Annotated in this window: 14 protein-coding genes; 9 read left to right on the top strand and 5 right to left on the bottom strand. The window is 43.8% G+C overall.

Annotated features, from left to right (window positions below; translation table 11 throughout):
• Window positions 1-115: 115 nt before the first annotated feature.
• Complete coding sequence (locus tag M3234_RS07860; protein ID WP_262304190.1) at window positions 116-1,192, top strand: alpha/beta hydrolase family protein; 1,077 nt, start codon at window positions 116-118, stop codon at window positions 1,190-1,192.
• Window positions 1,193-1,248: 56 nt separating this feature from the next.
• Here M3234_RS07860 and M3234_RS07855 read toward each other — a convergent pair whose 3' ends face one another.
• The 5 genes from M3234_RS07855 to iscB form a co-directional block, all read right to left on the bottom strand.
• Complete coding sequence (locus M3234_RS07855) at window positions 1,249-1,611, bottom strand: DoxX family protein (protein WP_262304189.1); 363 nt, start codon at window positions 1,609-1,611, stop codon at window positions 1,249-1,251.
• A 196-nt stretch (window positions 1,612-1,807) separates the two neighbouring features.
• A complete protein-coding gene (locus M3234_RS07850) occupies window positions 1,808-2,773 on the bottom strand; it encodes a DUF3939 domain-containing protein (RefSeq protein ID WP_262304188.1) in 966 nt (321 codons plus the stop codon).
• Window positions 2,770-3,144, bottom strand: a complete 375-nt coding sequence (locus M3234_RS07845) for an ATP synthase F0 subunit B (protein ID WP_262304187.1) — start codon at window positions 3,142-3,144, stop codon at window positions 2,770-2,772. Before M3234_RS07845 ends, M3234_RS07850 begins: the two co-directional genes overlap by 4 nt.
• Before the next feature lie 18 nt (window positions 3,145-3,162).
• Window positions 3,163-3,909, bottom strand: a complete 747-nt coding sequence (gene atpB / locus M3234_RS07840; RefSeq protein ID WP_262304186.1) for a F0F1 ATP synthase subunit A — start codon at window positions 3,907-3,909, stop codon at window positions 3,163-3,165.
• An 81-nt stretch (window positions 3,910-3,990) separates the two neighbouring features.
• Entirely contained in the window at window positions 3,991-5,223 is a 1,233-nt protein-coding gene (gene iscB, locus M3234_RS07835; RefSeq protein WP_262304185.1) for an RNA-guided endonuclease IscB, read from the bottom strand.
• 439 nt (window positions 5,224-5,662) lie between these two features.
• Between iscB and M3234_RS07830 the strand changes: the two genes are divergently transcribed.
• The 8 genes from M3234_RS07830 (at window position 5,663) to aroD (ending at window position 13,730) form a co-directional block, all read left to right on the top strand.
• Window positions 5,663-6,427 carry a MerR family transcriptional regulator gene (locus M3234_RS07830; protein ID WP_262304184.1) on the top strand — a complete coding sequence of 255 codons (765 nt, stop codon included), beginning with the start codon at window positions 5,663-5,665 and terminating at the stop codon, window positions 6,425-6,427.
• 209 nt (window positions 6,428-6,636) lie between these two features.
• Window positions 6,637-7,650, top strand: a complete 1,014-nt coding sequence (locus M3234_RS07825) for an ABC transporter ATP-binding protein (protein WP_262304183.1) — start codon at window positions 6,637-6,639, stop codon at window positions 7,648-7,650.
• Complete coding sequence (locus M3234_RS07820) at window positions 7,631-8,599, top strand: ABC transporter ATP-binding protein (RefSeq protein WP_262304182.1); 969 nt, start codon at window positions 7,631-7,633, stop codon at window positions 8,597-8,599. The genes M3234_RS07825 and M3234_RS07820 overlap by 20 nt, the downstream gene beginning before the upstream one ends.
• A 49-nt stretch (window positions 8,600-8,648) precedes the next feature.
• Window positions 8,649-10,274, top strand: coding sequence for an ABC transporter substrate-binding protein (locus tag M3234_RS07815; protein ID WP_262304181.1), 1,626 nt, complete (start codon window positions 8,649-8,651; stop codon window positions 10,272-10,274).
• A 60-nt stretch (window positions 10,275-10,334) separates the two neighbouring features.
• Window positions 10,335-11,342 (top strand): ABC transporter permease, encoded by a 1,008-nt coding sequence (locus M3234_RS07810; RefSeq protein ID WP_262304180.1) that lies wholly within the window; start codon window positions 10,335-10,337, stop codon window positions 11,340-11,342.
• Window positions 11,343-11,356: 14 nt separating this feature from the next.
• Complete coding sequence (nikC, locus tag M3234_RS07805; protein ID WP_262304179.1) at window positions 11,357-12,256, top strand: nickel transporter permease; 900 nt, start codon at window positions 11,357-11,359, stop codon at window positions 12,254-12,256.
• Between the two features lie 184 nt (window positions 12,257-12,440).
• On the top strand, window positions 12,441-12,950 hold the full coding sequence (locus tag M3234_RS07800) for a shikimate kinase (protein WP_396953934.1): 510 nt from the start codon (window positions 12,441-12,443) through the stop codon (window positions 12,948-12,950).
• Window positions 12,951-12,965: 15 nt separating this feature from the next.
• Entirely contained in the window at window positions 12,966-13,730 is a 765-nt protein-coding gene (gene aroD / locus M3234_RS07795) for a type I 3-dehydroquinate dehydratase (RefSeq protein WP_262304177.1), read from the top strand.
• Window positions 13,731-13,763: the final 33 nt, after the last annotated feature.

Here is a 13,763-nt window from a genome sequence, read left to right as displayed (position 1 = left end):
TTTAAAGATGGTTTATGGAACGAGGAACTCATGATACCCTTTCGGAGCCCTTCGAAACCCAAAGAATTGGAACGGTGAATTGGTTCTTTATGCGCATGGGTATCGTGGGCAGGGGTTGGAGTTAACGGTAAGCAATCCAACGAATTTGCGTGAGCACTTAATCAAAAACGGCTATGCCTGGGCAGCCTCGAGTTATAGCACGAATGGATATGATGTGGCGCAAGGGGTTAAAGACACTCACTCGTTAGGAACTTTCTTTAATGGTAAAGTAGGAAAGCCAAAAAGGGTATATATAACGGGCCATTCCATGGGCGGCCATGTTACCGCTGTTCTTGCTGAGCAGTATCCGAAGGCCTATGACGGCGCGTTCCCAATGTGCAGGGTGACCGGTGATACAGAGCTGTTTGATTATTTTGGAAGCTATAATTTTGTTGCACAGGCACTTGTTGGCATCGAAAAAGAAAAGCAACAATTCCCGGCAAGTTCCACCTATGCAACGGAGACAGTCCCGACTATTATGGCAAAAATGGAATTCCAAAATGGAATCTCAAATCAAAACATTTTATATAACAAACTAAAAGCTGTTACCGAGAATATGTCTGGCGGGGATCGCCCATTATTTGACGTAGCTTTCGAAAACTATAAGAGTTTCTTGCTTGGTCAACATACCACAGCTCCTGGCTACGGTGTGGCGCCTGGTAATATAGTCAATACAGCTGACATGGTTTACCAGTTGGATAATGACCCAGCATTATCCCCTGAAGAAAAGGAATTAAATGAGTCCGTCATTCGTGTTGCAGCTGATCCTTCATCGAAACAGCAAGGGTTAACAGGGGTACCAAAGGTGACTGGTAATATTAAAATTCCAGTACTTGCTATGCACAATATTGGTGACCTGTTTGTTCCATTCAGTATGGAGCAAATCTATGGCGAAAGAATAGCGGAGAAGGGCAACTCTGACCTCTTCGTTCCAAGAGCTATTAGAGACATTCAGCATTGTGGATTTAATAAACAGGAGGAGGTAGAGGGATTCTCCGATCTTGTTAAATGGGTGGAAGAAGGGGTTAAGCCTAAAGGGGATGACATCCTGAATCCCGAAGTAGTGGCAGATCCGAATTTTGGTAAACAGTTTACAAGGGTCTCCGTTTTTACGACAGATAATACTCAAAAAAGACTCTTAGAATCTCTCTAAAAGACTTTTTTTCAAAAATAAAAACCAGACAGCTCCAAGGCAATCTGGCACAAAACTCAAGGATACCTTTTATATAAAGCAATCAACAACACCAGCATCACGATGTCCAGGCGTGCATTAAAGGCAAACAGCAAGATCCCCGAGGTCAGCAGCGGCAGTTTGGTTAACAGGATCGCGGCAATTATAATCGCGATTAAAGGGATAACCGCATTTTTGACATATTTACTTGCTAGAATCAACGCCCCGCAGCCGATTTCCAGCAGGATGACGATTTTTAGCAACAACTCAGGATAAGGGAGTCCGATGTTCAAAAAATGATTGGCCAAGTCGGCATTCAATAATTTCATTAGTCCAGAAACAATAAAAACAAAAGCTACTGTATAACGAATCAAATTCATGGTTGAAAAAGAAGTTTTCACGTTTGTCCCAGCCTCCTTTATAAACTCTATGCAGCAAGGGGGATAAACAATGACTAAAAAAAATGGAAAAGCCGTCCTCAAGAACTCAGGCGTCATCGGGAAAAACAAAAGTTGGAGGAGCCGTCCTTGCAGGAATCATAGCGCCAAAATAACAGAAAAAAGACAGGTTCACAAAAACCTGCCGAGATCCAAGTACCTACCCGCCAACCAGCTTCTTTTCTGGTTTCTGGTCGGTAATCAAGCCGTCATAGTCGGTGAAATAAAAATCAATTGGCGGTATGCTATCGAGGTAATGGCCTTGCAGCAGCTGGTGGTAGTTGACCCGGTAAAGCGGGTCATATGGCCGGATCGGGTATGTTTTGTTTACTTTATAAAACAAATTGACCGCTTTTTGAACCTTATCGAGGAGGGGTGGGATGTCCTTTTCCATCTCCTCGTAAATAGTGAATGTCTCTTTCGACATATAAAACGGCTGATTAGGAACACCGCCAAGATACGGCGCCAGTTGTTCGAAATCAATGCTATAGTCATCTTTTATTAAAATCGTTCGATTAATCCCTTTTGGCAGATCGGCTGCGAATAGTCGTACCGCTTCGCGAATATCGGAAATGGTTACGCTAATAATAGGCCAGTGCCCGGTTTCAGGCTTTTTCTTTACTCCGATTTTCACTGGCGGAAGTTTGCCTTTCTCTCCATGGGTGCCAAGGTATTTTAACATCATTACGTAGCCAAGCAAACTTCCAATCGCAATTCCTAAAAAGATCCCAATAATCGTGAAACCCGGATAAATTACTAATCTTGCATCCAATTTTGTCCCCAACTGATAGCCGCTGTAAATCGATAAAGCCAGGGCGATACCGACCATCAGGTGGAGCGACAAGGTTTGCACCAGAAAGTTAATAAACGCCTGGAAATTTGTTTCGTTGCTAGTATTCAGCGTAGCTAGGAATCTGCCCACATCCGTCTTCAATTCTTCGGAAATCGGCAGCCCCTCCATAAAATTCTCGACGATATGAGATGTACTTTCAGGATTATTTTTCAATGTATAGGCAAACTTTTCAAGATTCCCTTTTGTATATTGGACATAGACCCATTTCGGTTCGTTATCAATGACGATTTTTTCGATTAACTTCCCGTGTTCTTTGACGAACTCGTACTTCATGATGCGCCACGTCCTTTCAACGCCCGACGTTCGTTTTCATAGGCTTCTGTTCGGATGGTGAAGGCTTCTTTTCTGGCTGCTTTTACTATTATGTTCGCTTCCTCACGGGCTTTCGCTATGATTTGCTTGGCTTCCTGCGTCGCTTTTTCCGTCATTTCCCGCTGCTTCAACAGTTCTTCCTCTGCTTCGTGTTTGTAAGTTTCCGCCAGATTTAGCTGGTTATCGATCGATTCTCTTCGACTTTCCATCGCGCCCACGAGCTTGGAGAGAAACTTTTGCTTAAGGATCCAAATTAACGCGGTAAAGATGACAGCTTGAAAAATCATCGTCCCCAATGATACCGGCATCCCGAAAATTTCAAATTCCCCCATTATTCACACCTCCTTACCTTACGTGGTGGCCTCATTTACCCGTTGGCCAATATAAACCATAAACAGCGTTACGAAAATGTACGCCTGAATTGCTCCGATGAACAAGCAAAATACCTGCCAAATCATCATTGGAATCGCGGCAAGCATACTGGACCCGATGCCAATAAAGATGCCGGATTGAAATCCTTTCATAGCGGCAGCGGCGAGAATGCCGAGCATAACTTCCCCGGCATAAATATTCCCAAATAATCGGAGCCCGAGAGTAAGTGTCGTACAAAACTGCTCCAAAATGTTAATCGCGAACAGGGCCTTAAATGGTTTGAAAAAGCTGAGGAAGTAATTTTTTAGCCCATGGAGACGGATGTGGATGAAATGGGTGTAGACAATCATCATGATTGCAAGCGTCATCGTGACATGGGCATCGGCAGTTGGCGATTTCCACCATGTGGCATGGTCTGCTCCGGCGATGAAGGAGAAGGGGACGCCCATGATATTGGCGATGAACAAATAGAGAATCAGTCCTACACCTCCGGCAAGAATGAACAGATTGTCTTTTCTTCCCATGGAGTTCACCATGATATTTTGGACAAATTCGATCACCCATTCCAAAAGGTTCTGCATCTTGCCGGGTTTTTTGGCCGTTATGTGCCGTGTGCAGGCATACGCGAATACGAGAACTACAAGGGCGGCAATGGTGCTGGTAATAATAATAGAGAGGTCGAAGGTCAGCCCAAAGATTTGCACGAGAGGACGAGTGGCATGCATAGAAATCCCTGGTAACAATAAAACGTAACAAATCCTACACTTCTCTTGTATTGCTACCAGGTTTCACCTCCTTCTATGAATTTAATACCAGAATATTTTATTAGAACGCCATATTAATTTAAGTCTGTTAATACCATATCTTTTTAACACTTTACCGTCTACGGTTGTCATGTTACATTGATTTTTCATCGGATATAAGGCGGTGATATACGCAAAATAGGCTTCGCCATTACCTTTGATATATTTAACAAAATCCCGATGATAAAACCCATTTAACGACTCGATTTTTTTCTTTGAGCGTTTTATCAAGGGCTTTATAGTCCAGTTTTTCATTTCACATTGTTGAGAATTTACCTTTGAGCCACAAACTACAATTGCATCATTGGCGTGAGTTTTCTCGATTTCCCAATCAATTCGTTTATTTGCTGTATCCCCTCCCGTTGTAAGGGATAACGATGCAATCTCTCTTAACTTATTTTGGAGAAAGGTTTTCCCTTGCATAACATGCATGGCGTCTCCGAAAGGAATATTTCTTCCTTTGATTTTTTCATGGAATCTCTTAGAGTGGGCTAGCTCATCTCCAGAAATCCTTCCATGACATGTAGAACAGAGAGTTATTAAGTTATGAATCGAATCGCTGCCATTCAAACGTCTTGGAATAATATGGTGTACTTCCATCCGGGTATTTATCAGGCCACATTCTTGACAAGTGTTACGGTCTCGCAGAACAACTGCTTTTCGAATGTTTTCATCTAGACGATTGCTTCGTTGATACTCCCATTTGCATGGTTTATAGCCTTTTTCTAATGCTCGGATATCGATTAAAACGTTTTCTAGGAAGCTTTCGTCGATACGAATCCACTTGTGTAGTTGATTGACTACCCTTAAAATAGAATCTCTCTTTTGCTTGATACTTGGGGCAATTCGCCCTTCCTTTTTGGAAGAAGACCGATTGTTAAATAGAGAGGGACGGTACCGCTTGTGGTTTCTTGTGTATCTACGATAGCCACGCCGTACTGACATTTTTTCTTTTACATCTGTCCGAGGTTCAATCGTTCCCTTAAATACAGGTTTGTTTTTTGTTTTGCATTCTTGAACTAAAGCAATCCCAACCTGTTTGGACCCATCATCAACACCTAATTTAACCAGTGTTGAATCGATTTCTTCCACTGGAATTTCTTTTTCTAATTGAATCACCATAGGAAATTTGTTTTTCAATGTAGCTTTCCTTTTGCGGATTAAATACCATGCACGATTTTCTCTAGTTGGAGATAACTTGTTGCCTTGTGCATCTAACACAAAACAATAGGTCATTTCTGACCAACCTCCATTACTGGGTATTTTCCTCCTTGCCAATGTCAATGGACAGGACATGTTATTTCGGTGTTTGGTTTCCAAACCCTAGGAAACGGTCGTCCTCATAGCTAACAGAGCAGCAGACTGGTGGACACATCCGCAGGTGTTTTTAACGGGGAGTAGAGTTGGAGAGTGTGATATCCTATAGTTCAATTGTACTACTATTTTTTGTGAAAAGGTATACATATACGGTTAATAAATTTAAAATTCTGAATTTTAAAGTTTCCACTATTAAAATAAGGGGGATAGTAGGATTGGTGTCAGGCACCACTCGTGGACATTTGTGTTTGTGGAGTGGACAGCCGCCCTCTTTGGTACTACCAAAAAAATAGGCATACTAGTTGTTGACTTTGACGTTGCGTAAAGGTGTATTGTTGTGATTGAGGAGGTGAACAGCATGGATTATACGGTTCAGAAGCTTGCCAGTTTGGCTGGGGTGAGCACGAGGACACTAAGATACTATGATGAAGTGGGGATTCTTAAGCCGGCAAGGATCAATTCGTCAGGGTATCGGATTTATGGTCAACAGGAAGTGGATCGTCTGCAGCAGATCCTCTTCTACCGGGAATTAGGTTTAAGCCTTGACCATATTAAAGCCATCGTGACCGATCCCAACTTTGACGGCAACAAAGCGCTTAAGGAACATCGCCAGCAGCTCATCGAAAAACGAAAGCAATTGGATCGATTGATTGCCAATGTCGAAAAGACAATAGCCGCGTCAGAAGGGAGAATAAACATGTCAAATAAAGAGAAATTTGAAGGCTTCAAGAAAAGACTGATAGAGGATAACGAGAAAAAGTACGGCAAGGAAGTTCGAGAGAAATACGGCGACGAAAAAGTGGACCAATCCAATGCCAAGCTCATGAACATGACGCAGGAGCAATATGAGGAAGTGACGGCGTTAGCAGAACAAGTAACACAAACTCTAGCAGAAGCATTTAAAACAGGTAATCCTGCAGGAGAATTGGCACAAAAAGCAGCCGACCTTCACAGAAAATGGCTGACTTATTATTGGAAAGAATATAGTAAAGAGGCGCACGCAGGCCTTGCGCAAATGTATGTCGATGACGAACGGTTCACGGCCTATTACGACAAGGAACAACCGGGAACTGCTGAATTCTTGCGGGATGCGATTCTCATTTATACAGGTCAAAAGCAATAAAAGGAACATGGTGCCTGACCCCCATAACGGGTGTCAGGCACTTTTTTTACATTTTTAGACAAAACATCCTAAATTTCTCATGTGAATTTCTACAAAGTTCTCACCATGGTATATGCCATAATGGTCATAATATTGAATAAATTTTAATCATTTTGCAATGTAAAACAATAATTGGTTACTAGAATCGAAAGTAAGAAGGTGTAAGCAATATGGACAAACAATCAATCCTGCAAATAAATGATTTGAAAGTATCCTTCCAATCGGGAAAAAGGCTGCTCCCGGCAGTAGATGGAATCAGCTTCCAACTAAAAGAAGGAGAGATTCTGGGGATTGTCGGCGAATCCGGAAGCGGTAAAAGCGTGACATCACTGGCTGCCATGGGCCTGATCCCCTCACCGCCCGGAAAAATAGAAAAGGGAGAAATAATTTTTGAAGGAAAAAACCTCACCCATATCTCAGAAAAAGAATGGCGAAAAATTCGCGGCAATCAGGTCTCGATGATTTTTCAGGAACCGATGACCTCGTTAAACCCGTTGTTTACAATTGGCAATCAGCTCAGTGAAGCCATCCGATTACATACAGACCTCTCCAAAAGAGAGGCAAAAGTTCGCAGTATAGAATTACTTAAACTGGTTGGAATCCCGAGGGCAGAAGGGATCCTAACTGAGCATCCGCACCAGCTGTCCGGCGGCATGCGGCAGCGGGTGATGATTGCGATGGCGATGGCCTGCAATCCGAGGGTATTGATTGCGGACGAGCCAACAACGGCGCTCGATGTGACGATACAGGCGCAAATCCTCGCCTTAATGAAAGACTTAAATAAAAAAACGAACACTTCCATCATATTAATTACCCATGATTTGGGGGTTGTCGCGGAAATTTGTGAGCGCGTCATTGTCATGTACGCCGGCCAAATTGTCGAACAGGGGGACGTTCGAAAAATCCTAAAAGACCCGCAGCATCCTTACACAAAGGGATTATTGAAATCGGTTCCAGACTTAAGAGGCAAGAAGGAACGGTTATACAGCATTCCCGGCACGGTGCCTGCACCGGGAACAGTCCAACAGGGCTGCCGCTTTGCCGCAAGATGCGCGGACCGCTTTGAAAAGTGCCACGCGGCCGCACCCGATTTATATCACTCGGAAAAAGATGGACACGAAGTCCGCTGTTTCCTGCACACCATGAAGGAAGGGAGTGAACACCATGCCAGAGTTACTTCTTGAAGTGGATGGCTTGAAAAAATACTTTCCGATCACAAGTGGCCTGTTTGGCAAAAAAACGGGTGAGGTCAAAGCGGTCGATGCTGTTTCCTTTTACGTAAAAAAAGGCGAGACTCTGGGAATCGTCGGCGAGTCCGGCTGCGGAAAATCAACGACTGGCCGGCTGCTCATGCGGTTAATCGAAGCCAGTGACGGGAGAATTATTTTTGAAGATAAAGAGATTACGAAAATGTCGAAGCATGAGCTGCGAAAAATCCGCCGCGATATCCAGATGGTGTTCCAGGACCCATATGCCTCGCTCAATCCCCGGCATTCTGTCCAGCAAATTCTCGAAGAGCCGCTGATTGTTCATGGAATCGGGACAAAGGAGGAACGGCAAAAACGGGTTAAAGAGATGCTAGAGGTTGTCGGCTTAAGCAGCTATCATGCCAAGCGGTACCCGCACCAATTCAGCGGCGGCCAGCGCCAGCGGATTGGTATTGCCAGAGCGTTAATGACTAAACCAAAGCTGATTATCGCTGATGAGCCGGTTTCAGCCCTTGATGTTTCGATTCAGGCGCAGGTTCTCAACTTAATGAAAGACATTCAGGAGGAGTTTAAACTAACCTACATTTTCATTGCCCACGACCTAGGGGTTGTCCGCCATATTAGCGACCGGGTCGGCGTGATGTATTTAGGCAGATTAATAGAATTGGCAGATAGTGAAGAACTTTATGAAAATTCGATGCATCCGTACACAAAAGCGTTATTGTCAGCGGTTCCGGTGCCGGATCCAGATTTAAAAAAGCAGCCTATTTTAATCGAGGGCGAGCTGCCCAGCCCGGCTAATCCGCCGTCTGGCTGCGCTTTCCACACAAGGTGTTCACAGGTGATGGATATTTGCAAATCATCCAGACCTGCAGAACACAATTTCAACGGTCATTATGTTGCCTGTCACTTATATAACAAGTGACAGGCGCAATGATGATATAAATAAAATTTTTTACAAAGGGGGAAACAGAATGAAGAAGAATACGTTTAAAATGCTGTTGGTTGCCATTATGGCCATTAGCATGTTTCTTGTTGGCTGCAGCGGTAAAACGGAAGAAACAGGCGGCAAGAAAGAGCCTGCGTCAAACGGCGGTTCAGGTTCCGGTTCTACAAAGGACACGCTCGTTTTTGGACGTGGCGGTGATTCCACATCACTAGATCCAATCACAACTACTGAAGGGGAAGCCTTCAAGGTAACTGAGAACATGTTTGAAACATTGGTCGAGTTTGGTGAGCAGGATACAACCATTCATCCTGGACTTGCTGAATCATGGGAGCCATCAGAAGATGGATTGACGTACACCTTCAAGCTTCGTAAGGGTGTAAAATTCCATGACGGAACTGATTTTAACGCCGAGGCGGTTGTCTTCAACTTTGAACGCTGGGCGGGCGGGGATGAAGAGAAATTCCCATACTACGCCAACTTTGGCGGCTATAAAGGTGATCCAGGCCACGTGATTAAAGAGGTAAAAGCGCTTGACGAGCATACCGTTCAATTTGTGTTAACTCGACCTCTTGGACCGTTCCTCTGGAACCTCGCCATGTCTCCATTTGGTATTGCAAGCCCGGCTGCAATTAAAAAATATGGCGATGATTTCAGAAGCCATCCAGTTGGCACAGGTCCATTCAAGTTCGTGGAATGGAAACAAAACGACACTGTCACGCTTGAAAAGAACCCTGATTATTGGCAAGAAGGATTGCCAAAGTTAAATAAACTTATTTACCGGGTGATTCCTGAAAACACAGCGCGCCTGAACGCTCTTGCCAATGGTGAAATTGACATTATGGATGGTTTAAACTATTCAGACGAGAAAACTGTCACATCGAATGCTAAGCTACAGGTCATTGAACGTCCGACTATGAACGTTGGTTATCTCGGTATGACAACTACACGGAAACCGTTTGATAACAAGCTCGTTCGTCAGGCTATTAACCATGCGATCGATAAGAAATCGCTAATTGAAGCGTTCTATGCCGGAAAAGCAGTACCGGCGATCAACCCAATGCCGTCAAACATTGATGGCTATAACGACGAGATTAAGGATTACCCATATGATTTGGAAAAAGCAAAGGCCTTATTGAAGGAAGCCGGTTTTGAGAAAGGCTTTGAAATCAACCTTTGGGCCATGCCTGTTGCCCGTCCTTACATGCCGGAAGCACAAAAGGTTGCTGAGATTATCCAAGATAGCTTGAGCAAAATTGGTGTGAAGGCCAATATCAAATCTGCTGAATGGGCGACATACTTGGAGCAAGCGAGAAAAGGCGAGTTTGATATGTTCATGCTTGGCTGGACTGGTGACAATGGCGACGCTGATAACTTCCTCTATACATTGCTTGACAAGGATAGCATTGGAAGCAACAACTATGCTTATTACAGCAATGACGAGCTTCATGATATCTTGATTGCAGCTCAGCAGGAACCTGACAAGGACAAACGAAATGACCTATACAAGAAAGCGCAAGTCATCATTAAAGAGGATGCTCCGTGGGTGCCGCTTGTGCATTCCAGACCATTGCTTGCTGCCGCAAAGGATGTATCAGGTTACTTGCCACATCCAACCGGTTCTGAAGCTTTGACAAAAGTTGAGTTCAAATAATGATTCCAGGAAGGGGAGGTAGTGCTGCCTCTCCTTTTTTTCAAAAAAGAGGTGAAAAAAATGTTCACTTATACGATTCGCCGCGTGCTATCTTTAATACCTGTTTTATTTGGGATGACGCTCGTTGTTTTTGCCATTATTCATGCGATTCCGGGAAATCCCGCCCAGGTCATTCTTGGACAAAAGGCCACGGCCGAAGCGATTGCGACGTTAACAAGAGAACTGGGTCTGGACCGGCCATGGTACATACAATATTTTGACTATCTTGGAAAACTCCTTCAGGGTGATTTGGGGACTTCATTAAGGACAAGAGGTCCGATTAATGTGGAAATTTGGCCATTCCTTGCGGCGACAACTGAATTAACGCTTGTGGCGATGATCATTGCCGTCGTGGTGGGGGTTAATGCCGGGATTATCAGTGCATGGTTTTCCCGTTCATGGTTTGATTATGGCGCGATGGTGCTAGCACTAATCGGAGTTTCAATGCCGATTTTTTGGCTTGGCTTAATGTTTCAATGGGCTTTTTCCATTGAATTGGGCTGGCTTCCTACGACAGGTCGGGAAAATGTTCGCGACCCTATTTCGGCAATAACAAACTTCTATCTTATTGACGCCTTGCTTCAAGGTAGAACTGATCAATTTATTACCGCATTAAAGCATTTGATTATGCCGAGCGCTGCGCTCGCAACGATTCCGATGGCAATTATTGCGAGAATGACCCGGGCAACGATGCTTGAAGTCATGAAATCCGATTATGTGCGGACAGCAAGAGCCAAGGGATTAAGAATGTTCTGGGTCGTGTACAAACATTCTTTGAAAAATGCGATTATCCCCGTTTTGACGGTTATCGGACTGCAAACCGGACTACTGTTGGGCGGAGCGATTCTGACGGAAACAATCTTCGGGTGGCCGGGCATTGGCCGTTATTTGTACGAAGCGATTGCCTACCGCGATTATCCGGTTATCCAGTCAGGAATTTTAATTATTGCTGCGATCTTTGTTTTGATTAACTTGGTTGTCGATCTTCTGTATGTCTTTGTCGACCCGAGAATCAAATACAATAAATAGGGGAGGGATAAAGAATGGCAGAACTTGCAAAAAATGCAGCCGATATCTCGATGATGCCCGCTGAAGAAAAATTGGTACCCCCTTGGAAGGAAGCATTACAATCTTTTTATAAAAATAAACTGGCCGTTATTGGGCTGGGGATTGTCCTATTTTTTATCGTCATCGCGATTATCGCACCTTGGATTGCCCCGTATGGGTTTAAGGATCAGGTGCTGGCCGACCGGATGCAGGCGCCGTCGAGCAAGCATTGGTTCGGGACCGATGATTTTGGACGCGATATTTTTTCAAGGATATTATACGGGGCGCGTATCTCTTTATGGGTCGGGTTCTTCTCCGTTTTAGGGTCCGTTGTCGTCGGGACGCTGCTTGGCATAGTTGCTGGTTATTATGGCAGTTGGGTCGACGGTATTATTTCACGCATTTTCGATATTATGCTGGCGTTTCCTAGTATTCTCTTGGCCATTGCGGTCGTATCGATTTTGGGACCATCTCTACAGAATGCATTAATTGCGATTGCGGTCATCAATGTGCCGAACTTTGGCCGGCTAGTCCGCTCTAGGGTGCTTAGTGTGAAGCAGGAGGAATATATCATGGCAGCCCGTGCCATCGGGATGAAGGACTCGAGAATTCTGTTCCGGCATATTTTGCCGAATAGTATCTCGCCGGTGATCGTGCAAGCGACGCTGGCAATTGCCACTGCGATTATCGAAGCCGCTGCACTGGGCTTCTTGGGATTGGGCGCCCAGCCGCCGGAACCCGAGTGGGGCAAAATGCTCGCCGACTCAAAAAATTACATTACCCAGGCACCGTGGACACTGTTTTTCCCGGGCATAGCCATTATGCTGACCGTACTTGGGTTTAACTTGATGGGGGACGGGCTACGAGACGCGTTGGACCCGAAAATGAAGCAATAAACTTGGAGGCTCTGGAGAGGGCCTCTTTTTGGTATACGGGAGAGGGAAATCACTATTAACAAGTTAGCAGTAACGCGATTGGTGTCAGGCACCATTTGCTGACTTTGCAGAATATTTACGTTTTTTATTGTGTTTTGGTGTAATATAATATGTAGATATTTAAATGAAATGGTGGAAATCTTTAATGGTACATAGTGGAAAAAGTATTGTTTTTATAGGATTTATGGGCGCCGGCAAGACAACGGTTGGAAAGCTTGTCGCCCAGAAACTTAATCGGAAGTTTATAGATACGGATGAAGTAATTGAAAAGGAATTAAACATGCCGATTCCCCTAGTCTTTAAAAAATATGGGGAAAAGGTTTTTAGGGAAAAAGAAAAAAGCGTAATAACCGATTTATCTGAAAAAACGAACTTAGTACTTTCTTTAGGCGGGGGAGCTTTTTTACAAGAAGAAATTCGCAGTGCATGCTTATCTAATTCAATTGTCATTTTCCTAGATATATCTTTTGAGAGTTGGAAGGAGAGACTGGACCTAATTATTGATAACCGCCCTGTACTCCAAGGCAAATCAATAGATGAGACCCTACAACTTTATCAAAATAGGCAGGAAGTATACACAAACCATCATATTAAAATAAAAGTAGATTATAAGAATCCGGAAGAAATTGCTGATGAAATTTTAGCGACTTTATAAAGAAGGTGTCTTATCATGAAGAAGGTTATTAAAGTTAGAGGAATAACAATTGGCGAAGGGGCTCCGAAAATCTGCGTCCCATTGGTTGGCCGAACGCTGACTGACTTAATAGAGGAAGCCCAATTTTTAAAGACGCTGGAATTTGACCTAGTCGAGTGGCGAGTGGACTTTTTTGAGAATGTAGAACAAATCGAAAAAGTAAAGGATGCATTTTCCCAGATTCGTACAATTTTAAATGAAGCCCCCATAATCTTCACTTTTAGAAGTAAACGTGAAGGCGGTGAAAAAGAAGTCAGCAACCAATTTTATTTTGAACTTAACAAAGCAGTGGCCCAATCAGGCTTGGCTGACTTCATTGATGTGGAGCTATTTAATGAAGAAAACGATATCCAATCCCTAATAGAATATGTTCATAAAAGTGAAACTTTCATTATAGTTTCAAATCACGATTTTAACAAAACCCCTCCAAAAGAAGAAATCGTGGCCAGGCTGTGCCGAGCACAAGAATTGGGAGGCGACATTCCAAAAATTGCCGTCATGCCTTCTAGTATGGAGGATGTCCTAACATTGCTGGATGCAACCAACACCATGTACAAGGAGTATGCTGATCGACCAATCATTACCATTTCAATGGGTGGACAAGGTCTGATAAGCAGAATGGCTGGAGAGGTATTTGGCTCATCCATTACATTTGCTTCTGCCAAAAAGGCTTCAGCACCCGGACAGGTGGCTGTTGAAGAATTAAAAAGGGTTTTGAATATTTTGCACTCAAATTTATAAAATCGCGCTATAAGGGACCTTGTTGGTCTCTTT

The sequence above is a fragment of the Neobacillus niacini genome (assembly GCF_023715785.1).
Taxonomy (GTDB): Bacteria; Bacillota; Bacilli; order Bacillales; family Cytobacillaceae; genus Neobacillus; species Neobacillus niacini_E.
This window is presented reverse-complemented; position numbering and strand designations above follow the sequence as displayed.

What these genes read in the sequence shown, in the direction of transcription:
- M3234_RS07825 (WP_262304183.1), top strand. Translation starts at nt 6,637, where the DNA reads ATGGACAAACAATCAATCCTGCAAATAAATGATTTGAAAGTATCCTTC.
- M3234_RS07845 (WP_262304187.1), bottom strand. Translation starts at nt 3,144, where the DNA reads ATGGGGGAATTTGAAATTTTCGGGATGCCGGTATCATTGGGGACGATG.
- nikC (WP_262304179.1), top strand. Translation starts at nt 11,357, where the DNA reads ATGGCAGAACTTGCAAAAAATGCAGCCGATATCTCGATGATGCCCGCT.
- iscB (WP_262304185.1), bottom strand. Translation starts at nt 5,223, where the DNA reads ATGACCTATTGTTTTGTGTTAGATGCACAAGGCAACAAGTTATCTCCA.
- M3234_RS07810 (WP_262304180.1), top strand. Translation starts at nt 10,335, where the DNA reads ATGTTCACTTATACGATTCGCCGCGTGCTATCTTTAATACCTGTTTTA.
- M3234_RS07830 (WP_262304184.1), top strand. Translation starts at nt 5,663, where the DNA reads ATGGATTATACGGTTCAGAAGCTTGCCAGTTTGGCTGGGGTGAGCACG.
- M3234_RS07820 (WP_262304182.1), top strand. Translation starts at nt 7,631, where the DNA reads ATGCCAGAGTTACTTCTTGAAGTGGATGGCTTGAAAAAATACTTTCCG.
- aroD (WP_262304177.1), top strand. Translation starts at nt 12,966, where the DNA reads ATGAAGAAGGTTATTAAAGTTAGAGGAATAACAATTGGCGAAGGGGCT.
- M3234_RS07800 (WP_396953934.1), top strand. Translation starts at nt 12,441, where the DNA reads ATGGTACATAGTGGAAAAAGTATTGTTTTTATAGGATTTATGGGCGCC.
- M3234_RS07815 (WP_262304181.1), top strand. Translation starts at nt 8,649, where the DNA reads ATGAAGAAGAATACGTTTAAAATGCTGTTGGTTGCCATTATGGCCATT.
- M3234_RS07850 (WP_262304188.1), bottom strand. Translation starts at nt 2,773, where the DNA reads ATGAAGTACGAGTTCGTCAAAGAACACGGGAAGTTAATCGAAAAAATC.
- atpB (WP_262304186.1), bottom strand. Translation starts at nt 3,909, where the DNA reads ATGCATGCCACTCGTCCTCTCGTGCAAATCTTTGGGCTGACCTTCGAC.